The following is a 24774-nucleotide window of genomic DNA, read 5'->3' as shown; positions in this document are numbered from 1 at the left end:
CGGCGCGGCTGCCCGCTTACCCATGACGCAACGCGGTCCGGAGCCGGCCGACCAGCCCGGTAGCGCGCTCCGCCGGCTTTGCCACGACCGCCTCCTCGGCCGCGTCCTCCGCGACCAAGCTCGTCGCCAGCCGTTTGATCTCGACCGAGACTCGGTGGTCCGGCTGGGTCTCCACCAGCGGTGCACCCTCATTCACACTCCGGAGCAGCGCCGCCGGCTCATCCGGGATCTTCGCGACCAGCTCGCGCTTGAGGTTCTCCGCGATGTCCTGCGCCGGGATACCCGAGAAGGTGTTCTGGCGATTGAGAACCAGCAGGACCTTATCCATCGGGTAGCCCAGCAACTCCGTGATCTCCAGGAACTGCCGGGCGTCCTTGATCGCCGTCATCTCCATCGTCAGCACGAGCAGGATCCGGTCGGACGCATCCATGACCGACAGCATGGCGTCGTCGAACCCCGGCCGGGTGTCGACCACCACGTAGTCCGCCATCTTGGTCAGGAGTGAGAGAGACGCGCGGAGATGCTCGGCCGTAACGGTTTCAGCCTCCTGCGGCGTCGGCGGCGCGAGCAGCAGCCGCACCCCGCTCCCGTGCGTGACCAGGACGTCGTCCATCAAGTCCCGGTCGAGCGAGTGCACCTGAGGCGCGATGTCGGCAATGGTCTTCCCGTCTGCGATGTTCATCATGACGCCGACGTCGCCGAAGTGCAGGGCCGCATCGACCAGGACGACCTGTTTCTGCGTGGCGCGCCGGATGGCGACCGCCAGATTGGTCGCCAGGGTCGTGCGGCCGACCCCTCCCTTGCTGCTGACGACGCTGATGATGCGGCCCTTGCTGACCTCCCCGGGCCGGCCGTTCGGGCTACCGGTGGCCGCGGCAGTGGTGACGACCTGGACCGGCCGTGGCGCCAGCCGGGAGACGTGCCGCACGGCGAGGATCAGCTCGTCGAGGCTGAAGGGCTTGGCCAGGAACTCACGCGCTCCCGCCAGCATGGCCCGCCGGAGGATGTCCGGCTCGTTTTGGACCGACATCATGATCACCGACGCCGTCGGCACCTTGGTCGAGATCTGCATCGTCGCCGCGATGCCGTCCATGTCGGGCATGTTGAGGTCCATGAGCACGATGTCCGGGTGCAGCGCCACGGCCAGGTCGATGCCTTCCCGGCCGCTCGAGGCCTTCCCCACCACCTGGATGTCGGGCTCGAACCGCAGCAGCTTCTCGACGTTGTCGCGGCTCTCCGCGACATCATCGACGATGAGAACCCGGATCGTGCTCCCAGACATCTACTGTCCTCCACCCGGCAGCCGAACGGTCTTCGGCACCGGCAGGCCGTACTCAGTGACCAGTTGCTCGTACGTGACGCCGTTCGTGGTCACTTCCCCAGCATCGTCCTTCGGGCGCAGGACCACTTGATACTGCCCGTCGTTGTCCATCAGGAACTTGATGACCTCAGCCTGCTGCGGATCGACCTCCAGCACCAGCAGGTCCGCGTTCGGCAGCTTCTCCGCCGCGCCCTGCGGAGCGGTCGGTGTGCCCGACGCCTCACCGTTGCCGGTCGCAGTCGGGTCGCTGCTGACCGTGGTATCGCCCGCGATCACCCGCAAGACGCGCACGTTCTGCACGACGACCTTGGTGACCGGGTTCCCCGGTGCGTTGTCTTCCACCAGGAAGCGCGAGCCAGGCTCACCCGGATACGGGTAGGTCGCATCCCCGGCCACCCCCGGTGGCGGCTGCAGGACAAGCGTGTCGTCCCGGGCGTACCCCTCCGTCGTGTCGCGCACTTCCATCGGCTCCGACGGCACCACGCGCGTCAGGTTGATCCGTATCGAGTAGATGATGTCGATGCGGTCGTCCGGGCGGATCATCCCGCCCAGGGCGTTGATCCGGTCCACCGGCAATGCGATCGCGCGGTGGCCCTCAGCCAGGTCGAACGTCAGCCCCGGCGCGAGCAGGTTGGCCGACAGGATCTGCTGACCCTTGACCAAGTTCCCGGACACCGCCATCCCGACCACCTGAGCGGGTGCCGTCGCGCTGCCGGGCGCCACACCCGTCGCGTCCACCTCGGCGATCTCGATGTCGTCCTCGGAGAGCACGGTGTTGGCCGGGATATCCCGTGCAGCGACCACCACGTTGGCCTTGGTTGGCTCCGCGCCGTCATCCTGCGTTTCACCGAGAACCCCGGAGAACGCGACGACCCCCAGCAACGCCGCCACCAGCGCCAACGCCACGCCTAGGAGAATGAAGAGCCGTCCGCTCTTGCGCATACAGTACGTTCCCTCTCCGGCTCATTGTGAGCCGTCTCGCCCGAGGTTGCCGTTGCCGCGATTTCGGCTACATCGGAGACGATGCCTGGCCGATGTGCTACTCAGAGTGTAGGAACGTGCTTATGCCAGGGCCATAGTACGTTGGTAACGAGCAACACCGGGGCCGTCCCCAGGACGGCTGGTCCCGCGTGGTATAGTTGCCGGCGAGGCCGATGGACATGCAGGATCGAACCACCCTTCTCTACGGCCAGGACCCCACGGAGCGCATCGTCGCGGTCGAGCGCGCGGGCCAGGCACAGGTGCGCGTGTTCCGCCGCCTGCACGGTGACCGCGTGGTCGCCGAGACCGCACCGTTCCATCCGTGGGCGGTGCTGACCGAAGAGGGGACCAACGCCCTCGATCGGCGCGGCGCTGAGGTCGTGCGCCTTCAGGGCGACCTCCCACTGCGGTACCTCGCCCGGTTCGTGAGCTGGAGCGCCTTCCGCACCGCGATGGAGCAGATCCAGCAGCGGGGCTATCCGGTCCACACCTTCGGGCACCCCACCGATCAGTACCTCACCCTGACCGGACGGAACCTCTTCCGCGGCATGAACTTCGACGACATCGTCCGGATGCAGGTTGACATCGAGACGACCGGCTTCGATGCGCGCTCGAACCGTGCCGAAATCCTGGTCGTGGCACTGGCGACCAACCGCGGCCATCGGGAAGTGCTCGACGTCGCCGACCTGGGAGAGGCCGGGGTGCTGCGAACGCTCACCGAGCGCATCCAGCAGATCGACCCCGACGTCATCGAGGGGCACAACCTCTTCAACTTCGACCTGCCGTTCCTCATGGAGCGAGCCCGGCAGCACGGGGTGACGCTCGCCTGGGGGCGGGACGGCTCACCGCCCCGCATCGGCGGCACGCAGCGCTTCAAGGCCGGCGCGCGCACCATCCCCTACCAGGCGGTGTCGATCTTCGGCCGGCACATCGTCGACACCTACCAGCAGATCCAGCGCTACGACACGGCCAACGAGCTGGAGAGCTACGGGCTCAAGCAGTCGATCGACGCGCTCGGCCTCACCCACCCCGATCGTGTATTCATCCCGGGCGAGGAGATCGGGCGTGTCTATGCGGAGGATCGGCAGCGGGTCCACGCCTATGCGCTCGACGACGTGGCCGACGTGGCGCTCCTGAGCGAGCTGGCCCTCCCGACGGAGTTCTATCAGAGCCAGATCCTGCCGCGCGGGCTACAGGGCGTCGCCACCGGCGGGCCGGGAGAGAAGATCAACTACCTCATGACCCGCGTCTACCTCGCGCTCGAGCACAGCCTGCCCCTGCCTGATACGCCAAAGCCGTATCCCGGCGGCTACACGGAGGTCCGCCGCGTCGGAGTGTTCCGCCCAGTGGTCAAGTGCGACGTCGAAAGCCTCTATCCGGCCATCATGCTCAGCGACCGCATTGCCCCGGCGACCGACGTGCTGCAGGTCTACCTCGGCCTCCTGGAAGTCCTCACCGCCCGGCGGCTGGAAGCCAAGCGCCGCGCGCGGGAGACGACCGGTGCCGAGCAGGCACGCTGGCTCGGCCTCCAGTCCAGCTTCAAGGTCCTCATCAACTCCTTCTACGGCTACCTGGGCTACAGCCGGGCGCTCTTCAGCGACTTCGACGCGGCCCGCCGGGTCACGCTGCGTGGGCAGGAGATCATCCGGCAGGTCGTGGATGCCCTCGACGACGCCGGAGCAGAGACAATCGAGATCGACACCGACGGCGTGTACTTCCGTCCATCCCCCTCCGTCCGCGGCCGGGAGGCCGAGGAGGCGTTCGTTGCTGCGATCGGAGAGCGTCTGCCACGCGGCATCAGCCTGGCGCACGACGGCAGCTTCGACGGCATGATCTCGCTCAAGACGAAGAACTACGTCCTGCGCGCGCACGACGGCCGGATCATCCTCAAGGGGAGTAGCCTGCGGTCCCGACGCGAGGAGCCGGTGCTGCGGCGCTTCCTGCGGGACGCCGCCCGAGCCTTCATCGAGGGCACGCCTGCCACCGTGCGCGACCTCTACCTCGACACGGCCGAGCGCCTGATCCAGCGCGCCCTTCCGGTCCACGACATCGCCCGTTGGGAAACGATCACCGAAAAGACCTACACCAGCGAGGCCAACCGGCGATTGGCCGACGCCGCCGCGGGGGAACGGATCGGCGAGCGCATCGCGGTCTATCAGCGCGCCGATGGCAGCCTCGCCCGCATCGAGCACTACGCGGGGGATGAGGATGTCGACTACCTCCTGCGCCGCCTGCGCGACATGGCCGCGCGCTTCCGTCCGCTCTTCCCGGACGATGCGGCCTTCGACCACCACTTCCCGCCGCTCACGGCGCGCTCGGATGTCGCGCTCGTGCGCGCGGCCCCTGCTGTCCAGCAACTCTCCATGTTCTGAGACGACCGACCCGACGGAACGAAGAAAAAGCGGCCGATCTCAGGTCGAGATCGGCCGCCTCGCGAGACAAAGCAAAACAGCCGACCCATTAGGGTCGGCTGTTGATGGTAGCGGGGGCGGGATTCGAACCCGCGACCTTTGGGTTATGAGCCCAACGAGCTGCCACTGCTCCACCCCGCGCTGCAGGAAGTGGACGAACGAGATCCCGCGGTGCGGCCCCCGGCTGCGGAGGTCGGGCGTGCGCGCAGCGGCCTCGCCTCCCACGCGGTCGCCCGCGCAGTACTCTCCGGCGCTGGCGCCGGGCACGACCCGGTTCGGGATGGGACGGGGTGGAATCGGCGCCGCTCTCGGCCACGCGCACACCCGACCCCCCCAGCCACGACCGCTCACCGCGCGGTCCCGTTCTCGGTCCAAGCACCTGCTCGGCGATGCCCTCTGGGTCATGCCGGTGTCCACCCGCGGCGGACCACGAACCCAGAGCGGGATCCACCCTCGACCATGAGCACGGCTTCGCTCCGGTCCGTTACCGGCCGTCCACGTGCCGCCTCGCAACCGGGTGGTCTACCCGGGGTCTTACCCCCTTCCGGGGTGAGAAGGCTCATCTTGGGGCGGGCTTCCCACTTAGATGCTGTCAGCGGTTATCCCTGCCGCACGTGGCTACCCAGCAATGCCGGTTGCCCGACAACTGGCACACCAGCGGTGCGTCCAGCCCGGTCCTCTCGTACTAGGGCCAGCCCCCCGCAACCTTCTGACGCCCACGGCGGATAGAGACCGAACTGTCTCACGACGTTCTGAACCCAGCTCGCGTACCGCTTTCATGGGCGAACAGCCCAACCCTTGGGACCTCCTCCGGCCCCAGGATGCGACGAGCCGACATCGAGGTGCCAAACCGTGCCGTCGATGTGAACTCTTGGGCACGATCAGCCTGTTATCCCCGGGGTAGCTTTTATCCGTTAAGCCACGGCCCTACCACACGGTACCGTGGGATCACTACGTCCGCCTTTCGGCCCTGCTCGGCGGGTCAGCCTCGCAGTCAAGCACCCTTGCTGCCGTTGCACGCTCCGGCCGATTGCCATCCGGCCTGAGGGTACCTTTGAACGCCTCCGTTACCCTTTAGGAGGCGACCGCCCCAGTCAAACTCCCCACCAGCCACGGTCCCCCGCCCGGCTCACGGGTCGGGGTGAGTGCGTCGACCAGACCAGAGTGGTATTTCACCGTCGGCTCCCCCGAACCTGGCGGCCCGGGTTCTCCGCCTCCCACCTATCCTACACAAGCCTGGCCCACACACAATGGCAAGCTGGAGTAAAGCTCCACGGGGTCTTTTTGTCCTGCCGTGGGTCACCCGCATCTGCACGGGTCCTGCAATTTCACCGGGTCCCTCGTTGAGACAGCGCCCAGGTCGTTATGCCTTTCGTGCGGGTCGGAACTTACCCGACAAGGAATTTCGCTACCTTAGGACCGTTATAGTTACGGCCGCCGTTTACCGGGGCTTCCGTTCGGGGCTCGCACCCCTCCCGTTAACCTTCCGGCACTGGGCAGGCATCAGCCCCTATACGTCGGCTTTCGCCTTCGCAGAGACCTGTGTTTTTGGTAAACAGTCGCCTGGGCCGGTTCCCTGCGGCCCCCTCAGGCTCCGGACCGCGCAGGTCCTTCACCCTACACGGGGCGCCCCTTCTCCCGAAGTTACGGGGCCAGTTTGCCGAGTTCCTTAACGAGGGTTCTCCCGTCCACCTCGGTATGCTCTACCTGCCGACCTGTGTCGGTTTGCGGTACGGGCACGGTGCCACTGGCTAGAGGCTTTTCTCGGCAGTTCGGGCTCAACCCACTCGACGCACAACGCGCCTGACCATCACGCCTCAGGTCTAGCCCGGGGGATTTGCCTCCCAGGCCACCCTACACGCTTGGACGCGGGTTTCCCCACGCTGGGCCTACCCCCCTGCGTCCCCCCTTCGCTCATCACGTGACACCGTGGTACGGGAATGTTGACCCGTTGTCCATCGCCTACGGCTCTCGCCCTCGGCTTAGGCCCGACTCACCCGCAGCTGACAAGCATGGCTGCGGAACCCTGCGGCATTCGGTGGGGCGGATTCGCACCGCCCTCGCGCTACTCATACCGGCATTCTCACTCGTCGCCGCTCCAGCAGACCTCCCGGCCTACCTTCACCGCCGACGACGACGCTCCCCTACCGTCCGTCCACACGACGAACCCGCGGCTTCGGTGGTGGGCTTAGCCCCGGTGGATTGTCGGCGCCCGGGCACACTCGACCAGTGAGCTGTTACGCACTCTTTCAAGGATGGCTGCTTCTAAGCCAACCTCCTGGTTGTCTCCGCGCCCGCACTTCCTTGCCCACTGAGCCCACACTTGGGGACCTTAGCCGGCGGTCTGGGCTGTTCCCCTCTCGACGACGAAGCTTAGCCCCCGCCGTCTCACTCCCGCGAGTTCGCGCCACCGGCATTCGGAGTTTGGTTCGGGTTGGTAGGCGGTGAGCCCCCGCGCCGATCCAGTGCTCTACCTCCGATGGCCACCTCGCGAGGCTGGCCCAAAAACCATTTCGGGGAGAACCAGCTATCTCCCGGTTCGCTTGGCATGTCACCCCTACCCACAGCTCATCCGCGCCTTTTGCAACAGACGTCGGTGCGGCCCTCCACGCGCTCTTACCCGCGCTTCAGCCTGGCCATGGGTAGCTCACCGGGTTTCGGGTCGACCGCCCGCGACTCTCCGCGCCCTCTTCAGACTCGCTTTCGCTCCGGCTCCGGGTGTCCCTCCCTTAGCCTGGCCACGAACGGTCACTCGCCGGTTCATTCTCCAATAGGCACGCCATCAGGGAGCTCACGCCCCCCTCTGACCGTCTGGAGGCACACGGTTTCAGGCTCTCTTTCACTCCCCTCACCGGGGTGCTTTTCACCTGTCCCTCACGGTACTCGTCCACTATCGGTCGCGTGGGGTATTTAGCCTTGGGTGGTGGGCCACCCCGCTTCCCACGGGATTCCACGTGCCCCGCGGTACTCACGCACCCGGGCGGAGCCAGCCCCCCGTCGCCTACCGGGCTCTCACCGTCTCCGGCCGCCCCTTCCAGCAGCGTTCGGCTAAGGGACTGGTTGCTCACTCCGTGGCGGGTCTGCCGCCCCGCCCCCCGGGCCGTCCTACCCCCGACCAGCATCGGCGGCAGCCTGTACCACCGGCCGGGTTTGGGCTCCTCCCGGTTCGCTCGCCGCTACTACGGGAATGCTCTCTGCTCCTCGGGGTACTGAGATGTTTCAGTTCCCCCGGTACCCCCCCGCCGCCTATGCGTTCAGCGACGGGTGTCCCGGCATCACCCGGGACGGGTTGCCCCATTCGGACACCCTCGGATCACTGCCTGCCCGCGGCTCCCCGAGGCGTTTCGCCGCCTGGCCACGTCCTTCATCGGCCCCACGCGCCGAGGCATCCACCATGTGCCCTACTCGTGGATCTCCCCTCTGCATCCGCTCCATGCCCGCCACTCCCGGCGGACACCAGCACGACGCAAAGGCCATCAACCCACGCAGATGCTCGGACCTCTCCACTCCCTTGTTAAGGTGCCCGGTGGAGCTGAGGGGATTCGAACCCCTGACCTCCGCCGTGCAAGGGCGGCGCTCTCCCAGCTAAGCTACAGCCCCATCTGGTGGACGCCGCCGGTGGGCGTTCCTGGACTCGAACCAGGGACCTCACCCTTATCAGGGGTGTGCTCTCACCAACTGAGCTAAACGCCCGGCCGTAGCTGTTGCGGCACCTTGACCGCTGGAGCGTGATCGAGTGCACCGGATCGGACCAGGTTAACGACCGGGCATCCGTCGTGCGGCTTGTCCAGGGGGTTGTCTGCCCTCCGCCGCAACTCCGCGGCCTCCACAGGCAGGGCCCTTCCTGCGCCACCACGCCGGTCGGGTGCGCTCTACGCCCACCCGGCGCCCCGGCCGGTTGACCTGGGATGGACGAGCCTGCGCTCGCCCCACTCCCTAGAAAGGAGGTGATCCAGCCGCAGCTTCCGCTACGGCTACCTTGTTACGACTTCGTCCCAATCACCAGCCCCACCCTCGACGGCTGCCTCCCGTATCGGGTTGGCCCACCGGCTTCAGGTGTTGCCGGCTTTCGTGACGTGACGGGCGGTGTGTACAAGGCCCGGGAACATATTCACCGCAGTATGGCTGACCTGCGGTTACTAGCAACTCCGCCTTCATGGGGGCGAGTTGCAGCCCCCAATCCGAACTGAGACCGGGTTTGAGGGATTGGCTCCGCGTTGCCGCTTGGCCGCCCGCTGTCCCGGCCATTGTAGCGTGTGTGTCGCCCAGGGCGTCAGGGCCATGCGGACTTGACGTCATCCCCCCCTTCCTCCGGGTTGTGCCCGGCAGTCTGGCTAGACACCACCGTAACTAGCCACGAGGGTTGCGCTCGTTGCGGGACTTAACCCAACATCTCACGACACGAGCTGACGACAGCCATGCAGCACCTGTCTCCCGGCTCCCCGAAGGGCACCCCCCGGTTTCCCAGGGGTTCCGGGGATGTCAAGCCCTGGTAAGGTTCTGCGCGTTGCGTCGAATTAAACCACACGCTCCGCTGCTTGTGCGGGCCCCCGTCAATTCCTTTGAGTTTTAGCCTTGCGGCCGTACTCCCCAGGCGGTGGACTTACTGCGTTAGCGCCGGCACGGAAGGGGTCAACACCTCCCACACCTAGTCCACAGCGTTTACTGCGCGGACTACCGGGGTATCTAATCCCGTTCGCTCCCCGCGCCTTCGCGCCTCAGCGTCAGGTCAGGGCCAGCTGGCCGCCTTCGCCACCGGTGTTCCTCCCGATCTCTACGCATTTCACCGCTACACCGGGAATTCCACCAGCCTCTCCCTGCCTCTAGCCACCCCGTCTCGCACGACCCTCCCCGGTTGAGCCGGGGGCTTTCACGTGCGACGCGGGCAGCCGCCTACGCGCCCTTTACGCCCAGTAACTCCGGACAACGCTCGCACCCTACGTCTTACCGCGGCTGCTGGCACGTAGTTAGCCGGTGCTTCTTCCGGGGGTACCGTCACTGCCTTCGTCCCCCCGAAAAGGAGTTTACACCCCGAAGGGCGTCATCCTCCACGCGGCGTCGCTCCGTCAGGCTTGCGCCCATTGCGGAAAATTCCTTGCTGCTGCCTCCCGTAGGAGTCGGGGCCGTGTCTCAGTCCCCGTGTGGCTGATCGTCCTCTCAGACCAGCTACCCGTCATCGCCACGGTAGGCCATTACCCCACCGTCTAGCTGATAGGCCGCAGGCCCCTCCCGGCACGGCTTCCGCCTTTGCTCGATCAGGCCACCCCCCAACCGAGCCCATGGGGTATTAGCCACGGTTTCCCGCGGTTATCCCCCGCGCCGGGGCAGGTTACCCACGTGTTCCTCACCCGTCCGCCACGGTCGACCGCCAAAGCGGCTCCCGTACGACTTGCATGCATTAGGCACGCCGCCAGCGTTGTTCCTGAGCCAGGATCAAACTCTCCATCAAGATACGATCCCCATTACGGGGTCATAGTCATTGCCTGGTTCGCCCGACCCATACTCGTCGCGCGATGCATATCGCTCGCGCACGAGGGCACTCGATCACGCTCCAGTTGTCAAGGTGCTCGGGGGATCGCATCACGAGGCTCGCGCCTACGGAACCCTCCCCCGTGAAACGCGACGGTCAGTATAGCGCGTCCACACTGCAGTGTCAAGCGCGCTTCCGTTTGTCCGTTCGGCAACGGGACCGTCTCGCGCTCCCGCCGTTTTCCCCGGCGGCATGGATACTATAGCACATTGCCTCGATCGCGTCCAACTCGTGAACCCCCGGCCGTGACCACCCGACACAGCCACCCTCGTTACCCGCTTGACCCCGCCGCCCGCGCGCTCGATAATCCCCCACCGACTGGCCTGCCGTGCTGCGAAGGGAGCGCCCTGCACCATGAAACCGATCATTGGCATCACCCCGTCGATGGTCCCCGGGACCGAAGACCGGCCCGGACGCCGCATCTCCTTGGCGGCCGACTACGTCCAGGCAGTCGCCGCAGCCGGCGGCACCCCGATCGTCCTTGCACCCGTCGACGGCCCGGTCGACCGGCTGCTGGACGTGATCGACGGGCTGCTCCTCAGCGGTGGAGGCGATATCCGACCCGATCGGTTCGGCGACCGGGACGTTCACCCCACAGTCGATGGGATCGACGACCTGCGCGACACCTTCGAACTGGCCCTGGTGGACGGCGCCATGCGCCGCGGCCTCCCCATCCTCGGGATCTGCCGCGGCTGCCAGGTTCTGAACGTCGCTCTGGGCGGCACGCTGATTCAGGACATCCCCGACCAGCACGGCACGACGATCGCGCACCGCCAGTCGGACCAGAAGATCCCGGCCAGCGAGCCGAGTCACCCGGTGACCGCCGAGCCTGGGTCGTTGCTCGACACCGTCTACGGCACCACCGAGTTGCAGGTCAACTCCTTCCACCACCAGTCCGTCCGAGACATCGCCCCGCGCCTGCAGGTCGTCGGCCGGGCGCCGGACGGGATCATCGAGGCGGTCTGGTGTCCGGACGCAGCGTGGGTACTGGGGCTTCAGTGGCATCCGGAGTTGATGTTCCAGGCCCACCCGGAGCATCTCCGGCCCTTCCAGGCACTGGTCGCCGCGGCGTCCGTCGCCCGGCGGGCCACGGCAGCCGCCGACTGACGGAGCCACGCGGACGTGGAAACGACGATGCGGGCGGCACCAATGGTGCCGCCCGCATCCTGTCGTAGCCGGCGTTACTCTGCCTAGAAGGTGGAGTCCCCTCCCGACTGGCTGGCGGCCGCCACCTCGCGCACCTCGCGCTCGGGCGCACGGCCCGCCCGTGCCTCGGAGACACGCACCTTGAACTCGTCGGGCATCGCCACCCGCAGGGCTTCGTCGATGCTATCGACCAGGACGAACTCCATGTTCTCCTTCAGCGACGGCGGCAGATCATCCAGGTCGGGCTCGTTGCGCTTCGGCAGGATGAAGGTCGTGATGCCGGCGCGAGCCGCCGCCAGCGCCTTCTCCTTGATGCCGCCGACCGGCAGCACCTGCCCGCGCAGGGTGATCTCCCCCGTCATCGCCACCTCGTCCCGCACCGGGATACCGGTCAGGAGGGAGACGAGCGCGACCGTCATCGCCACGCCTGCCGACGGCCCGTCCTTGGGGATTGCGCCCGCCGGCACATGGACGTGCAGATCGCTCTCCTTGAAGAAGTCCGGGTCGATCCCGAAGTCGCTGGCCCGCGCCCGCACCAGGCTGAGCGCAGCCTGCGACGACTCCTTCATGACGTCGCCGAGCTGCCCGGTGACCGTCAGGTTGCCGCGGCCCGGCATCCGGGATGCCTCGATGAACATGATGTCGCCGCCGACCGGCGTCACACCGACCCCGATGGCCACACCCGGCACTGACGTGCGTTCGCTCAGCTCCTCGTAGAAGAACCGGCGCTTGCCCAGAAGCTCCCGAATGTGCTCCGCCTCGATGGTGGACGGGATCTCCTGGCCCTCGGCGAGCCGCGTGGCCACCTTCCGCGCAACGCTCGCGATCTCGCGCTCCAGGTTCCGGACGCCCGCCTCGCGGGTGTAGTGCTGGATGATCTCCAGCAGCGCCTCGTCCGAGATGGACACCTCGTCCGGAGACAGCGCGTGCCGCTTGAGCTGCTTGGGCACCAGATACTTCCGGGCGATGTTCAGCTTCTCCTCGTCGGTGTACCCGGAGAGCTGCAGGATCTCCATCCGGTCGCGCAGCGGCGCCGGGATGGTGTCCAGCATGTTCGCCGTGGCGATGAACATGACCTTCGACAGGTCGAAGGGCACGTCCAGGTAGTGGTCCCGGAACGAGTGGTTCTGCTCCGGGTCCAGCACCTCCAGCAGCGCCGAGGAGGGGTCACCCCGCCAGTCGGCCCCGAGCTTATCGATCTCGTCCAGGACGAAGACGGGATCGTTGGTACCGGCTCGCCGAATCGCCTGGATGATGCGCCCCGGCATCGCGCCGATGTAGGTCCGCCGGTGACCGCGGATCTCAGCCTCGTCACGCACGCCGCCGAGCGACATCCGGGTGAACCGCCGGCCGAGCGCACGCGCGATCGACTGGGCCAGACTCGTCTTCCCGACGCCCGGCGGGCCGACGAAGCACAGGATCGGCTCGCGGGAGTCCTCTTCGGCATCCACCCCCCGCTCCTGGCGCAGTCGCCGCACCGCCAGGTACTCGAGGATCCGCTCCTTGATCTTCTCCAGATCGTAGTGGTCCTCATCGAGGATCTGGCGCGCCTTGGCGACGTCGATCCCCTCCTCGGAGCTCTTGTTCCACGGCAGCGCGGTGAGCCAGTCGAGGTAGGTCCGGATCACGCCGTACTCGGCCGCGGCCGGCGGCAGCTTCGACAGGCGGTCCAGCTCGCGCCGCGCCTCGCGCTCGGCCTCCTCGGGCATGCCGGCCTCGTCGATCTTGGCCCGCAGCTCGTTGATCTCGGCTTCCTGCTCGTTGGTCTCACCCAGCTCCCGCTGGATCGCCTTGAGCTGCTCCCGCAGGTAGTACTCGCGCTGGGTCTTGCCGACCTCTTCCTGGACCTCGCTCTGGATCTTCTTGCCCAGCTCGAGCAGGTCCAGCTCCTTGCTCATGAAGGCGTTCAGCCGCTGGAGCTTCGCGCGGACGCTATCGAGTTCGAGCAGCGCCTGGCGCTCCTCGGCCTCCATCCGCAGGTTGCTCGCGATCAGGTAGACCAGATGCAGCGGGTCGTCGACGTTCAGCGCCGCGGTGACGAGTTCCTCCGGGAGGTTAGAGACAAGCGAAACCAGCCGCTGGAACAACTCCTGAGAGTTGCGCACCAGCGCCTTGATCTCGACCGTATCCTCGACCTCCTCCGGGATCTCCTCGACCCGTGCGGTCAGATACGGCTCCTCGCCGAGCCACTCGACGATCCGCATCCGGCGCTGCCCCTGGACCGCCAGGCGGACGGTCCCGTCGGGCACGCGCATCATCTGGTGGATGCTGGCGATGGTCCCGATCTCATACGTCTCGCCGGGACCGGCGCCCTCCTGCTCGGGATCCTTCTGCAAGACCATGCCGACGATGCGGTCGCCCGAGACGACGTCGTCGATCAGGCGGAGCGACCGAGGCTGGCCGGCCGCCAGAGGGACGAGCGTCAGCGGGAAGACCACCGTGCCCCGCAGCGGGAGGATGGGCAGCACCTGTGACGTCGACTGCTCCTCGGACTGCTCCTCCTCAGGCACCTCGTCGACCGGGTCGTATGCCTGTTCGTCTCGGAATCGTTCGACCATTCAGCGTTACCTCTCTCCGTCAGTCGCAGGCTCGCCGGCTCGCGGCACGATGCGTGTCGCCTGCGCCCGAGGCAAGGTCACCCGCAAGAACCCGTTCTCATAGACTGCATCGACCTCGTCGATCACAACAGGAAACGGCAGGAAAACCTCTGCCTCGAAGGGTCCGTAGGCGATTCCCATCTCGTGGTAGGTGCGCTTGGAGTGAGGCGCCACGTTTGGGCGCGTCCCGGTAATGTGGAGGACGGTGTCATCCACCACCACCTGCAGCTCATCCTCGCGCACGCCCGCGATCTCGACCGTCACCACCAGCGCGGTGTCGCACTCGTACACCTCGACTGGCGGTCGCCAGACGCCGACGTGGGAGCGGGACAGCGGACGGCTGCTGATGACCAGGGAGCGGAAGACCTCTTCCATCTCCTGCTGGATCCGCTCCGTGCCCCGGGTACCATGCCTACGCACGATCAACATGAGTGCCCGTCCTCTACTCCGACTGGATCCCCGCTGATGTCATCGCAAACACGAGTCCATACCTCGGCCGCCCCCCGCGCTCTGGCGCGCCCCGAAGGGGCAGGAACCGAGTTCACGCGGGCCGGACGCCGGACGAGCGACCGCTTCCGGATTCACCCGAGTATAACACGGACGAAGGACTTCTGCAACAACGTGAATAGGGAAGTTGACTTAGTCCATATCAATTCCACGGTTGATACAGAATCAAGGTGGCCGTAATGCCCCAGAGGACGATGCTCAGCAGCAGCGGGACGTCGTCGAGCAGCACCTGCTCCGGGGCCCCACCGCGGTTCTTCTGGTGCACCAGGAAGAGGTAGCGGAAGATCCCGTAGATCACGAAGGGGATGGTCAACATCATCGCGTGGTTGTCGGGCAGGTTCGGCGCCGAGAAGGTGTAGAGCGAATACGCCATGATGGTCGCGGCCGAGACGACGGCGATCAGGTCGTCCAGCAGCTTGGGCGAGTAGTCGTCCAGAATCTTCCGGTGCGCCGCTGCGTTGTCGTCCAGCAGCACCAGTTCATGCCGCCGCTTGGCAAAGCCGATGAAGAGCGACAGCAAGACCGTGCACACGTAGAGCCAGGGCGAGATGGGCACATCGATCACCACGGCCCCGGCTGCCGCGCGCAGCACGAATCCCCCGGCGATCACGAAGACGTCGATGATCACCCAGTGCTTCAGCACGAAGGTGTAGGCAAGCATCAGGACGGCGTAGATCAGCAGAATCCCGGCGAAGAGCGGCGTGATCAGCGCCGCGACCGGCAACACCACCAGCGCGATCGCCGCGATCGCCAGCTTGGCCAGCCCCGGGCTGAGTCGCCCGGAGGCGATCGGCCGCTTCTGCTTGAGTGGGTGATGGCGGTCGGCCTCAGCGTCGAGCAGGTCGTTGAACAGGTAGACGGCGCTGCTGGTCAAACAGAACAGGAACGCAGCCAACGCAACGACGGCGAACTTATCGGCTTCGAACAGCCGCCCGTCAAAGACCAGCGCCGCAAAGACGACCGCGTTCTTCGTCCACTGCTTCGGCCGCATGGCCTCGACCAGTGCCCCCAGCCGCGAGGCGACTGCGGACATGGCGTCGGCCGATGGCGTGCTGGGTCGAACCACGACGCACTCCTCCGTGACTGTGGCGAGGACGCGGCAACGGGCCGACGGCTACGGCTTCCGCAGCGCGCCCTCGTGGTACTCACTGGCGGCGTTCCAGAGCATCCAGCCGGAACTGCCGAAGTCTTCGGAGGCCTGGATCTGCGCGCGCACCTCGTTGTCCCCGTACTCGATCCCAGGCCCATAGGAGAAGTCTTGCAGCCACGGCCGGAACTTGCGAGCCTCCTCCGGCACGCGCTCGGCGCCGTTCTCCAGACTCCACAGGATCACTTCATACGGATGGTCGTTCGGAATGTCGAAACCCATCGAGCCTTCGTAGAAGTGCGACGGGTAAACCATGGGGCAGATGTAATCAACCAGCGGGGCGATCGTCTCCAGATTCTGCCCGATGCCGCCGTCGCTCAGCTCCCAGTAGGTCAGGCCGAAGACATCGACCGCGAAGTACGCCGGCGTCGGCGCCAGCGCATCGCGCACGCCAGTGAGGAAGTCCCGGATGGCGGCCATGCGCGTCTCGGTGTTGTGCTCCACCCCGTACTCGGCCTCGTCCAGCGGCCCGTCACTCGGGAAGCGGATGTAGTCGAGCTGGATCTCATCGAAGCCGAGCCGCGCCGCCTCCAGCGCCAGCGCCGTGTCGTAGTCCCACACTTCCTTGCGGTGCGCGTTGACCCACGCCAGCCCGTTCCAGGTGCGCCAGAGGCCTCCATCCGAGCTATGGATCGCCCATTCCGGCCGCTGCTCGGCCAGGATCGGGTCCTCAAATACGACGATGCGCGCGATGGCGTAGATATCGTTGGCATGCAGCGCCTCGACGACGGCCTTCGGGTCGAGGATCGGCCGGACAGCCCCGATCTCATGGGCCAGCGATACCTCGGTGTCGTAGAAGACCGAGCCCGTGCTGTCCTTCAAGTCCACCACCATCGCGTTCAACTCGGTGCGCTTGATCAGGTCGATCTTCTCCTGGAACTGCGCCGGATCGGCCGCCACGTCGGCGGTCACATAGATCGCCTTCGCCTGGAACGGCTCGAGCTGCGCCTCAATACGCATGCTGGCGTCCAACGGCACGATCGCCGCGCGGTATCCCGGCGCCTTGACGACCACGTCACCCGACTCGGGGGCACCCTCCAGGCGGAACTGGCCGTCATCTCCCGCCGTCGCCTGCGCCGTGCCAATCGCAACCCGCGCGCCCGGGATCGGCTGCCCGTCGGTGTCGGTCACGCGGCCAGTCACGACATCCGGCCGGAGGGCCAGCTCGAAGGAGGTCTGCCGCCCGATCTCCATGGTGACGTCGCTGTAGTCCGCGGAGGTTACGACGAGCGAGGCGCCCTCCGGCACGTCTCGGAGGACAAAACTGCCGTCCTCGCCGGTCGTGGTCGTGGCGACCACCGTGCCGGGCGGCGCGTGCGCCTCGACGGTGATACCGGCCAGTGGCCGATCATCCCCGGCGTGCCGGATCATCCCTTGAACCACGTTGGGGCGCAGGGCGACGCGGATATCGTCGTCACCCGCGACGGGGAGCACGAGTGCCTGCGGGTCGTAGCCGTCCTTCTCGATGCGGATCTCGACGGCATCTTTCGGCACTCGAGAGCGGCCGCGCGAATCCGTTTGGGTCTCGGACGTTCCAACGATGACGCGCGCGTCCGCCACCGGCTCGTCGGTGTAGGCATCCACGACCGAGACGGTGTACCCACGCCCCTCAATGAAGTGTTGGTAGGCGAAGACGCTCGAGAACCCGACCAGTGGCACGACCAGGATAAGACTGTACCACCAACTGACTCGATCCCATCGTCGTCGCCGCCGAGGCAATGCTTGCCGTCCCCCTTCCGGTCGGGCCCGTCGCGCGGCGCCACGCTCTCCGACGCTCGTCACCCCTCATCGCCTGACGATGGCGCCGCAACGGGCGAGCGGTTTGCTTCTTCGTCCGCAACAACAGGCCGCACGACGTGTTCCCCATGCGGTGCTGGCACAGTATGCCATACTCGCCTGCCCGCGCTAGCCGTGATTCGGCGATCCGCAGTCGGCAACGATTGACCCGACGCATCGTCGACCCGTATAATCCGCCGAAGGTGCGGGCCGGTTGAGGGGGAGAGGCCCGCGCGCTCGTGACCAGTGATAGGTTGGCCGCCGTTGGATCTCTCCGATGTGTTGTCGGTCATGCGGGCCGATGTGGCTCGGGTGGAAGACCGGCTCCGTGAGGAAGTACGTGTTGATTTCCCTTTCGTCGGCGAGATCCTGCAGGGTCTGATCGAAGCTGGCGGGAAGCGCCTGCGCCCGCTGCTCCTCCTGCTCGCCGCACGTCCCTTCAACTATGTGTTCGAGCGGCTCCTCCCGGCTGCGGTCGGCGTGGAGTTGCTCCACACCGCCTCATTGATCCACGACGACACCGTCGATAAGGCCATGCTCCGGCGTGGGCGACCGACACTCAACTCCCTCTTCAACACCGAGACAGTCATCCTGCTCGGCGACTATATCTTCGCGCGGTCGGCCATGATGGCGGCGGCCACCCAGAACCCGCGCGTGGTGCAGGTCTTCGCCTCCAGCCTGGCTCACATCTGCGACGGTCAGCTCCGTGAGATCTTCACCGCCCGCGAGCTCCAGCAGAGCATCGACGACTACCGCAAGCGGATCTTCGGCAAGACCGCCTCACTCTTCGCCGGCTCGGCCGAGATGGGTGCCATCCTGGGCGAGGCCAACGACGAGCAGATCGACGCGCTGCGCCGGTTCGGCGGGCACCTCGGCATGGCGTTCCAGATTGTCGACGACGTGCTCGACCTGCGCGAATCCACCGACCAGATCGGCAAGCCGGCCGGGCTCGACCTGCGACAGGGCACCATCACCCTGCCGACCATGCTCTTCTTCCAGCTCAACCGGGGCAACGGGCGCCACGCCGAACTCGTCCGGCGCGTGGTCGGCGGCCATGACGCGACCGACGAGGACTACGCCACCGCCACCGCGGTGATCCGCGAGTCCGGGGCCCTGGAGCACGCGCTGGAGATCGCCGCGGAGTATGTCCGCAACGCCAAGGAAGAACTCCGGGCCATCCCAGCCGGAGAAGGGCGCGACATGCTCGAGGTCCTGGCCGACCACTCCCTCTCCCGCACGAGCTAGCCCCGCGCCGCTCAGGCCGCGATGAAGCTGCGCTCGTACATCCGGGTGTAGAGCCGCTCCCAGAAGGGCGACTGCGGCACGACCTCTTCGTACGCTTCCGCGAGCGCGTCCGCGCGGTACGGTGTCAGCAGGATCGTCGACAGCCGCTGGTCGTAGCGGCGGGCGACCGTCTCGTCGAGGAAGATCACCTCGTGGCGGTGCTCCGGCCGCATCCCGCTGACGATGAGGAGGTCAGCAGCGACCATCCGCACCATGGCGTCCCGCGACACGCGGGTCGCGATGTCGAACTCCTTCTTCACCTTCCCTTCGAGCTGGCCCTCCTGCGGGCGCAGGCTCTCCAGCTCGACCGCCACCATGTAGGCGTTCAGCGAGAAGTCCCGCCAGGGCACGAAGTAGACCGTGGCCATCGGCATGTAGTCGCGCAGCCGGTTCGCGATGAAGGAAGCGATACGCGCGCCGCGCGCGCCGGTCGCGTTGAAGATGAACCAGCCGTGCCCAGCCCGGAGGTGCTGATCCAGACTGTCAAAGTACTGGCTCAGGCGGTTCAAGAGATCCAGGTCCTGCAGAGGAATCCGCTCTTGCAACCCCATCTCATCAACCACTGGCGTACCCTCCTGCACGCCTGCTTGTCCGATAACGCGACCCTTAACGCCTGCCGAGGTCGCGGGAGTCCCCGATCCGCCCACAGACCTCGGTCAATGCTCCGTCAACCTGGCGTGCCGTCCAGCCCGAGCGTCGAACGGAAGAGCGCGCCGAACGCGTCGGCGTCCACCCCGAGTGCCACGGCGTGCCGCGGGAGCCCCGGCCGGTCGACGAGCAAGGTTTCTCCGGCTCGCTCGCCCAGGCCCGTTACGACCTCGACCCCGGACTCTCGCACGTCGACCAGCCCCGGGCGTGCCGCCACCGCGACCGCCAGCGGGTCATGCAGGTGGAAGCGTTCGATGCCCCGGACGACGAAGCTGTGGACGCACACCTCACGCACGAGCCGCGCCGCCGGGTCGCTCGCCACCTCGAGCGCCTCCCACTCATCCCGCCGCAGCACCACCTGGTGAGTCACGTCCAGGCCAATGAACGTGATCGGCAGGCCGCTCCGGGCTACCAGATCCCCGGCCTCCGGATCTGCATACATATTAAACTCCGCGGCTGGCGTCGAGTTTCCCGGGACCGTGTAGGCACCACCCATGATGACCACCCGACGCACGAGCCGGGGCAGATCCGGCTCCAGGCCAAGCGCCACGGCCAGGTTCGTCAGCGGACCGACGCAGACGAAGGTCACCTCCCCGGGCCGCTCCCGCGCGGTGCGGACCATGAACTCGGGAGCGGTCTCCGGATAGGTCGCGGCCGGGGAGGGCGGCGGCTCGAAGCCGCCGAGGCCGTTCTCGCCGTGGAACGCGGCTGCCGTGCGGAGCGGACGCACTAGCGGACGGCTCATCCCCCGGGCGACGGGGACATCGGCCGCACCGAGCCAGGCGAGCACGCGACGGGTGTTTTCGGTCGTCCGCTCCAGCTCGACGTTGCCGGCTACGGTCGTGACGCCGACCAGGTCGAAGACGCCCAGCCGCAGCGCCAGCGCGATCGCGATGGCGTCGTCAACCCCGGTGTCGACGTCCAGCAACAGCGGAATGCGCGCTGACGTGCTCATCGCGCCACCTGTCGCGCCGCCTCAGCCGCCTGCCAGGCAGCCACCGGGGGCGTCTCCGTCAACGGCGACTCGGACACGATGTCGACGAAGGCCGGCTGCCCGGAGTCCAGCGCCCGCGCGATGGCCGGCTCGACCTCCTCCGGGTCGACCACCTGCTCGGCACGGAACCCGAAGCCCCGCGCGATCGCCGCGTAGTCCACCGGGTTGAAGTCGACCGACAGGAAGCGGTCCCCGTGGTACAGGTGCTGCAACTCCTTGATCCAGCCGAACGAGCCGTTGTTGAACTGGATGAGTGTGATCGGGAGCCCAAGGCGCGAGATCGTCTCTAGCTCCCCGCACGACATCCCGAAACTCCCATCGCCGCACAGCCCGACCACCCGCTTGCCGGGCGCGCCGAAGTAGGCCCCAACCACCGCCGGGATGGCGAAGCCAAGCCCGCCGTGCGCGCGCGGGACAACCGTCCAGCGTCCGGCCTGAGCCAGGGGGTACTCGGCACTCAGGAAGGGCGTCGGCGTTCCCGGATCGGCCACGATGACCGTCTCCGGGTCCAAGAGGCGGCGCAGCGCGGCGAACACCCGCTGCGGCTTGATCGGGCGGGACGTGGCAGCGGCCTTGGCCGCCGCCTCGGCGAAGTACGCGTCCTTGCGCGCGGCGATCTCGTCCAGCCAGGCGCGGCGCTCGGCGATCTTCGGGTCCTTCAGGTCGACCGCATCGCGCAGGTCGCGCAGCGCCAGCTTCGCGTCCGCGACGATCCCGAGCACCGTCGGGTAGTTGTTGCCCGGCTGCCAGGGGTCAACGTCGATGTGGATCACCGTCGGCCCGCCTGGGCGCGGGAGCGTCCAGTTCAGCGTCGTCACCGAATCGGTACGGGTGCCGATGAAGATCGCGAGGTCCGTCTCGGCCAGGACCTCGTTGGCGTAAGGGCGCGCGCCATTGCCGCCGACGACGCCCAGGCTGATCGGGCTGGTCTCCGGCACGCTTCCCTTACCGTTGATCGAGGTGCCCACCGGGATGTTGCAGGCCTCGGCCAGAGCGGTCAGCTCATCCCATGCACCCGAGATGCGCACCCCGCCACCGGCCACGATCACCGGTCGGCGTGCCTGGGCGATCAGGTCCGCGGCACGCGTGATCGCCTCGGGGTCGGGCCGTGTCCGCTTGCTGGGCGCCTCCAGCGCCTCCGGTAGGCCATACACGTTCTCCTCGTCGACCGGCCCGCGGAGCACATCGGCCGGCATCACCACCGACACCGCGCCCGGCCGGCCCGCCGTCGCCATGCGAAGCGCCCGGCGCAGCACCTCCGGCGCGCTGCCCGAGGTCTTGATCCGCGTCGCCCACTTGGTCACCGGGCGGAAGAGCGACTCCTGATCCAGCTCGGTCAGGACGCCCCGCCCCTCCTCGGCGATCGGCACGTCGGTGGTCAGGCTCAGGAGGGGAGAGGAGGACCCGTGCGCCTCGGCGATGCCGGGGAGCACATAGGTCGCACCGCCACCGCTGGGACTCTCGACCACCCCGAGGCGGCCACTGACACGGGCGTAGGCGTCGGCCATGAAGGCAGCAGAGCGCTCGTCGCGCGTCAACACATGGGTCAGCACGTCCTGGTGCCGATAGAGTGCGTCGTAGAAGTCCATGCTGGTGTCGCCCGGGAGGCCAAAGATATGGCGCACACCCGTCTCTACCAGCATTCGAACGATGGCTTCCGCCGCGTTCATGGTGTCCTCCTCGCGTTTCCGCGCCGGCTCAGGGGTGGACCCCCGTTTCAACTCGGGATGGTTCGTAGTACGGACTATAGCACCATCGCGCGCCTGAGACAGCGCTTTCCGGCCCTTTGCTATACTGCCGCGCATGGGGAAGGGATGTCGCGCCATTCGGCGCGTTGCCGCACTGCTGCTGACGACCACTCTGGTGATCTGCGCCGCACTCGTCCCGGCAGCCGGCCCTCCGGCGCGCGCGGCTGAGCTCCCCTACCGCCTTGAGCCCGCCATGACCTCTGCCATCGGCGCCGATCAGCGCGGCCTCGTCGCCGATGGGTCGCTCATCGTCTGGCAGGACAGCCGCGACGGCACACCCGACATCTTCGCCTACGACCTCGACGACGCCCGGGAGTTCCGAGTGGCGCAGACCCCGGGCCACCGAACCCAGCCCGCCATCAGCGGCTCGCTGATCGTCTGGGTCAGCGGCGATGAGCCCGGCCGGCGCACCATCGAGGGCATCGACCTGACCACCCGCACCACCTTCACGGTCACCGACCAACCGGCCGACGTGGCCGATCCGGCCGTGTCCGGCAACGTTGTCATCTGGCGGGAGCGACGCGACGGCGCCTGGGATATCGTCGGAAAGAACCTTGCCACCGGGGAACGATTCGAGGTCACCCGTGACCCGGTGAACCAGGCGCATCCCACCATCTCCGGCGCGGCCATCATCTGGCAGGCCTACGTCGACGGGAACTGGGATCTGTTCCGCTACGACCTCGGCAGCCAACGCGTGGAGCAACTCACCGCCACTCCGGATGATGAGGTTGAACCGGTAGTGGCGGGCAGCCGCGTCCTCTTCCGCCGCCTGCCCGCCCGCGGCGGCCCACCCTCGCTCGTTCTGCGCGACCTGGGCACCGGGGCGGAACAGGTCGTCGTCTCCGATCACATGGTGATGCAGGGAACCATAGCCGGCGACGTGGTGGTCTGGGAGGACTGGCGCACCGGCCTGCCCGACATCTACGCCTACGACATCGCCCATGACCAGACCTTCGCCGTCGCGCGCTCGCAGCAGGCATACGCACCGGCCGTTTCGACGCGCGCGATCGCCTGGTTCAGTCGTAGCAACATGAGCCGCAGCCGGGTACAGGCCCTGGCGCTGGTCGAGCGGCTCCCCACCGATCCCCGCGATCCGCCCGCCGTCCCCTCGCCCGAGAACGTCTACGTGCAGGAGACGCGGCACTTTATGTCTTCTGGGTTCAAGAGCTACTGGCAGGCACACGGCGGCCCGGCGCTCTTCGGCTACCCACTCACCGAAGAGTTCACCGAGACCAACCCGGCAACGGGCCAGGAGCGCATCGTTCAGTACTTCGAGCGGGTCAAGATGGAGTACGACCCGAACGCCCCCGAAGATGCCCGCATCTCCCTGGCGCGCCTCGGCGCGGACCTCACCGCCGACCGTGACTTCCCGGCCGTTCCGCCCACTGAGGACAGCGCCGAGCGCCGCTACTTCCCCGAGACCGGCCACACCATCGCCTACGGCTTCAAGGAGTTCTGGGAGAAGCACGGCGGGCTCGCCATCTTCGGGTTTCCAATCAGTGAGGAGTTCACGGAGAACGGGCGCACCGTGCAGTACTTCGAGCGCGCCCGCTTCGAGTTCAACCCCGACGCCACGTCCGAGGACGACAAGGTAATGCTCGGCCTGCTCGGCCGTGAAGCCCTCCAGCGCCTCGGCTGGCTCCCCCGCCCACCCATCGACACCACCGGCCTCCTGGAGTAGGCACGCGTTGGTAGCTCTTCCAGCGAGACCTGGCGATTACGTCAACGTACGGGATCCTTCGCCGGACCGGTGTAGCGTAGCGGTGAACGTACTAGTCTTCCCGAGCGGTCGTCGCACGCATGTGACGCAGGTACACATTCGCACCCGCGCGGAACGCAGCAATTCCCTGGCGCAGATTAGCCGCGGCCAACTCGGCGTCATCGTCCGGGATCAGAACGACGGTAGCCCCGTCGGGGATCTCATCGAGCAGTGACGGATCGTCCACGATATCGCGCGCCAACTGGAACCCGAGCCGGATGTTGCGGTCCACGAAGGTGCTGCTCATGAAAGCCCCCTCAGGAAGCGGTCGCGGTACTGACGCCAATGCAATTGCAAGTCACGTCTTGCTTCTCCGAGCGCGTCCTTGAGGCTGAGTCGCGGTGTCCGTGGCCGTGACTACCATCATAGCGCACTACGGGACGGTATTCATCACCAACCAAGGTCTCATACTGGACAACGAAATCGACCACATCGCCCCGCTCCGTGACAATGCGGTACCGTAGTCGATCATGCTCGCTCAGCGGCGCAAAAAACTCCTAGTTGCCCATGACACTAGGAGTATAGCTACCGAAAGCGATCTGAAAAGAGCATGGTGCTCCGTGCCTGAAAGCGAGCACGCCAGCGAATCCGCGCACTGTGGGAAACACACTAGACCGCTGGAGCACGTTCACTCCTCACCCCATCGCCGGCATGGACCAGAGCATCAACAACGCAAACGCCAGGAGGAGCAGGCCGATCAGCGCGCCGGGAACGAGATCGGCCCCTGGGGGAAGGCGCCCTCCGGCGCGCCGGGCGCATGCCAGCCACACAATCCCGATCAACAGCAGGAAAATGCCGATGATCACCGCGTCGGCGATGAGCCAGCTGCTGCCCACCATGGCGGATATGCTTTCTCAGTTCCTGGCACACCCGCGGGGTCGCGGCGCCCGCGAGCGGAGCAGGTTGGGACAAGATCACGACCGCA

Annotated in this window: 15 protein-coding genes, 3 tRNA genes, 3 rRNA genes and 1 pseudogene; 4 read left to right on the top strand and 18 right to left on the bottom strand. The window is 66.9% G+C overall.

Features of this window, described 5'->3' with window-relative positions; all coding sequences use genetic code 11:
* Positions 1-16: 16 nt before the first annotated feature.
* Positions 17-1282, bottom strand: coding sequence for a CpaE/TadZ family protein (locus STHE_RS02570; protein ID WP_012871003.1), 1266 nt, complete (start codon positions 1280-1282; stop codon positions 17-19).
* Positions 1283-2263 (bottom strand): Flp pilus assembly protein CpaB, encoded by a 981-nt coding sequence (cpaB, locus tag STHE_RS02565; RefSeq protein ID WP_012871002.1) that lies wholly within the window; start codon positions 2261-2263, stop codon positions 1283-1285. It abuts the gene before it with no gap.
* Between the two features lie 218 nt (positions 2264-2481).
* On the opposite strand from cpaB, the gene STHE_RS02560 reads away from it, so the two are divergent.
* Positions 2482-4674 (top strand): 3'-5' exonuclease, encoded by a 2193-nt coding sequence (locus tag STHE_RS02560; protein WP_012871001.1) that lies wholly within the window; start codon positions 2482-2484, stop codon positions 4672-4674.
* A gap of 105 nt (positions 4675-4779) precedes the next feature.
* Here STHE_RS02560 and STHE_RS02555 read toward each other — a convergent pair.
* From STHE_RS02555 to STHE_RS02530, 6 genes are all read right to left on the bottom strand, one after another.
* Positions 4780-4854, bottom strand: a tRNA-Met gene (locus STHE_RS02555).
* Between the two features lie 59 nt (positions 4855-4913).
* A 5S ribosomal RNA gene (rrf, locus tag STHE_RS02550) occupies positions 4914-5033 on the bottom strand.
* Between the two features lie 120 nt (positions 5034-5153).
* Positions 5154-8129 (bottom strand): 23S ribosomal RNA (locus tag STHE_RS02545).
* Positions 8130-8240: 111 nt separating this feature from the next.
* A tRNA-Ala gene (locus tag STHE_RS02540) sits at positions 8241-8313 on the bottom strand.
* Between the two features lie 19 nt (positions 8314-8332).
* Positions 8333-8406 (bottom strand) — tRNA-Ile (locus tag STHE_RS02535).
* A 247-nt stretch (positions 8407-8653) separates the two neighbouring features.
* Positions 8654-10162: ribosomal RNA gene (locus STHE_RS02530) — 16S ribosomal RNA — on the bottom strand.
* The 16S, 23S and 5S rRNA genes sit together here with 3 tRNA genes alongside, the layout of an rRNA operon.
* 435 nt (positions 10163-10597) lie before the next feature.
* Between STHE_RS02530 and STHE_RS02525 the strand changes: the two genes are divergently transcribed.
* Complete coding sequence (locus tag STHE_RS02525; protein WP_012871000.1) at positions 10598-11350, top strand: gamma-glutamyl-gamma-aminobutyrate hydrolase family protein; 753 nt, start codon at positions 10598-10600, stop codon at positions 11348-11350.
* A gap of 83 nt (positions 11351-11433) precedes the next feature.
* On the opposite strand, the gene lon is transcribed toward STHE_RS02525, so the two are convergent.
* The 4 genes from lon to STHE_RS02505 form a co-directional block, all read right to left on the bottom strand.
* A complete protein-coding gene (lon, locus tag STHE_RS02520; protein WP_012870999.1) occupies positions 11434-13947 on the bottom strand; it encodes an endopeptidase La in 2514 nt (837 codons plus the stop codon).
* Between the two features lie 6 nt (positions 13948-13953).
* The gene (locus STHE_RS02515) at positions 13954-14415 is read right to left on the bottom strand and encodes an Hsp20/alpha crystallin family protein (protein WP_012870998.1); all 462 of its coding nucleotides are present in this window, start codon (positions 14413-14415) and stop codon (positions 13954-13956) included.
* Positions 14416-14635: 220 nt separating this feature from the next.
* Positions 14636-15559, bottom strand: coding sequence for a decaprenyl-phosphate phosphoribosyltransferase (locus STHE_RS02510; protein ID WP_012870997.1), 924 nt, complete (start codon positions 15557-15559; stop codon positions 14636-14638).
* A 48-nt stretch (positions 15560-15607) separates the two neighbouring features.
* Positions 15608-17359: a putative glycoside hydrolase gene (locus tag STHE_RS02505; protein WP_012870996.1), complete on the bottom strand. Its 1752-nt coding sequence runs from the start codon at positions 17357-17359 to the stop codon at positions 15608-15610.
* A gap of 321 nt (positions 17360-17680) precedes the next feature.
* On the opposite strand from STHE_RS02505, the gene STHE_RS02500 reads away from it, so the two are divergent.
* Positions 17681-18661, top strand: coding sequence for a polyprenyl synthetase family protein (locus tag STHE_RS02500; protein ID WP_041398740.1), 981 nt, complete (start codon positions 17681-17683; stop codon positions 18659-18661).
* A gap of 11 nt (positions 18662-18672) precedes the next feature.
* On the opposite strand, the gene STHE_RS02495 is transcribed toward STHE_RS02500, so the two are convergent.
* The 3 genes from STHE_RS02495 to STHE_RS18680 form a co-directional block, all read right to left on the bottom strand.
* On the bottom strand, positions 18673-19263 hold the full coding sequence (locus STHE_RS02495) for a hypothetical protein (protein WP_012870994.1): 591 nt from the start codon (positions 19261-19263) through the stop codon (positions 18673-18675).
* 104 nt (positions 19264-19367) lie between these two features.
* Positions 19368-20303 (bottom strand): nucleoside hydrolase, encoded by a 936-nt coding sequence (locus tag STHE_RS02490; protein ID WP_012870993.1) that lies wholly within the window; start codon positions 20301-20303, stop codon positions 19368-19370.
* Positions 20300-22012 carry a thiamine pyrophosphate-binding protein gene (locus STHE_RS18680; RefSeq protein ID WP_012870992.1) on the bottom strand — a complete coding sequence of 571 codons (1713 nt, stop codon included), beginning with the start codon at positions 22010-22012 and terminating at the stop codon, positions 20300-20302. The genes STHE_RS02490 and STHE_RS18680 overlap by 4 nt, the downstream gene beginning before the upstream one ends.
* Positions 22013-22145: 133 nt before the next feature.
* Between STHE_RS18680 and STHE_RS02480 the strand changes: the two genes are divergently transcribed.
* Positions 22146-23771 (top strand): TolB family protein, encoded by a 1626-nt coding sequence (locus STHE_RS02480; protein WP_012870991.1) that lies wholly within the window; start codon positions 22146-22148, stop codon positions 23769-23771.
* A gap of 91 nt (positions 23772-23862) precedes the next feature.
* Here the strand turns inward: STHE_RS02480 and STHE_RS02475 are convergent, their stop codons facing one another.
* The 3 genes and pseudogenes from STHE_RS02475 to STHE_RS02470 form a co-directional block, all read right to left on the bottom strand.
* Positions 23863-24096, bottom strand: a complete 234-nt coding sequence (locus tag STHE_RS02475; protein WP_012870990.1) for a DUF5647 family protein — start codon at positions 24094-24096, stop codon at positions 23863-23865.
* A gap of 10 nt (positions 24097-24106) precedes the next feature.
* Positions 24107-24334 (bottom strand): annotated as a pseudogene (locus STHE_RS19635) (DUF7718 family protein); the annotation flags it as partial.
* Between the two features lie 150 nt (positions 24335-24484).
* The gene (locus STHE_RS02470; protein ID WP_012870988.1) at positions 24485-24688 is read right to left on the bottom strand and encodes a hypothetical protein; all 204 of its coding nucleotides are present in this window, start codon (positions 24686-24688) and stop codon (positions 24485-24487) included.
* Positions 24689-24774 lie beyond the last annotated feature (86 nt).

The sequence above is a fragment of the Sphaerobacter thermophilus DSM 20745 genome (genome assembly GCF_000024985.1).
Taxonomy (GTDB): domain Bacteria; phylum Chloroflexota; class Chloroflexia; order Thermomicrobiales; family Thermomicrobiaceae; genus Sphaerobacter; species Sphaerobacter thermophilus.
Note: the sequence above shows the minus strand (reverse complement) of the source record. Positions and strands in the feature narration are given on the sequence as shown.

What these genes read in the sequence shown, in the direction of transcription:
- STHE_RS02570 (WP_012871003.1), bottom strand. Translation starts at nt 1,282, where the DNA reads ATGTCTGGGAGCACGATCCGGGTTCTCATCGTCGATGATGTCGCGGAG.
- cpaB (WP_012871002.1), bottom strand. Translation starts at nt 2,263, where the DNA reads ATGCGCAAGAGCGGACGGCTCTTCATTCTCCTAGGCGTGGCGTTGGCG.
- STHE_RS02560 (WP_012871001.1), top strand. Translation starts at nt 2,482, where the DNA reads ATGCAGGATCGAACCACCCTTCTCTACGGCCAGGACCCCACGGAGCGC.
- STHE_RS02525 (WP_012871000.1), top strand. Translation starts at nt 10,598, where the DNA reads ATGAAACCGATCATTGGCATCACCCCGTCGATGGTCCCCGGGACCGAA.
- lon (WP_012870999.1), bottom strand. Translation starts at nt 13,947, where the DNA reads ATGGTCGAACGATTCCGAGACGAACAGGCATACGACCCGGTCGACGAG.
- STHE_RS02515 (WP_012870998.1), bottom strand. Translation starts at nt 14,415, where the DNA reads ATGTTGATCGTGCGTAGGCATGGTACCCGGGGCACGGAGCGGATCCAG.
- STHE_RS02490 (WP_012870993.1), bottom strand. Translation starts at nt 20,303, where the DNA reads ATGAGCACGTCAGCGCGCATTCCGCTGTTGCTGGACGTCGACACCGGG.
- STHE_RS18680 (WP_012870992.1), bottom strand. Translation starts at nt 22,012, where the DNA reads ATGAACGCGGCGGAAGCCATCGTTCGAATGCTGGTAGAGACGGGTGTG.
- STHE_RS02480 (WP_012870991.1), top strand. Translation starts at nt 22,146, where the DNA reads ATGGGGAAGGGATGTCGCGCCATTCGGCGCGTTGCCGCACTGCTGCTG.
- STHE_RS02475 (WP_012870990.1), bottom strand. Translation starts at nt 24,096, where the DNA reads ATGAGCAGCACCTTCGTGGACCGCAACATCCGGCTCGGGTTCCAGTTG.
- STHE_RS02470 (WP_012870988.1), bottom strand. Translation starts at nt 24,688, where the DNA reads ATGGTGGGCAGCAGCTGGCTCATCGCCGACGCGGTGATCATCGGCATT.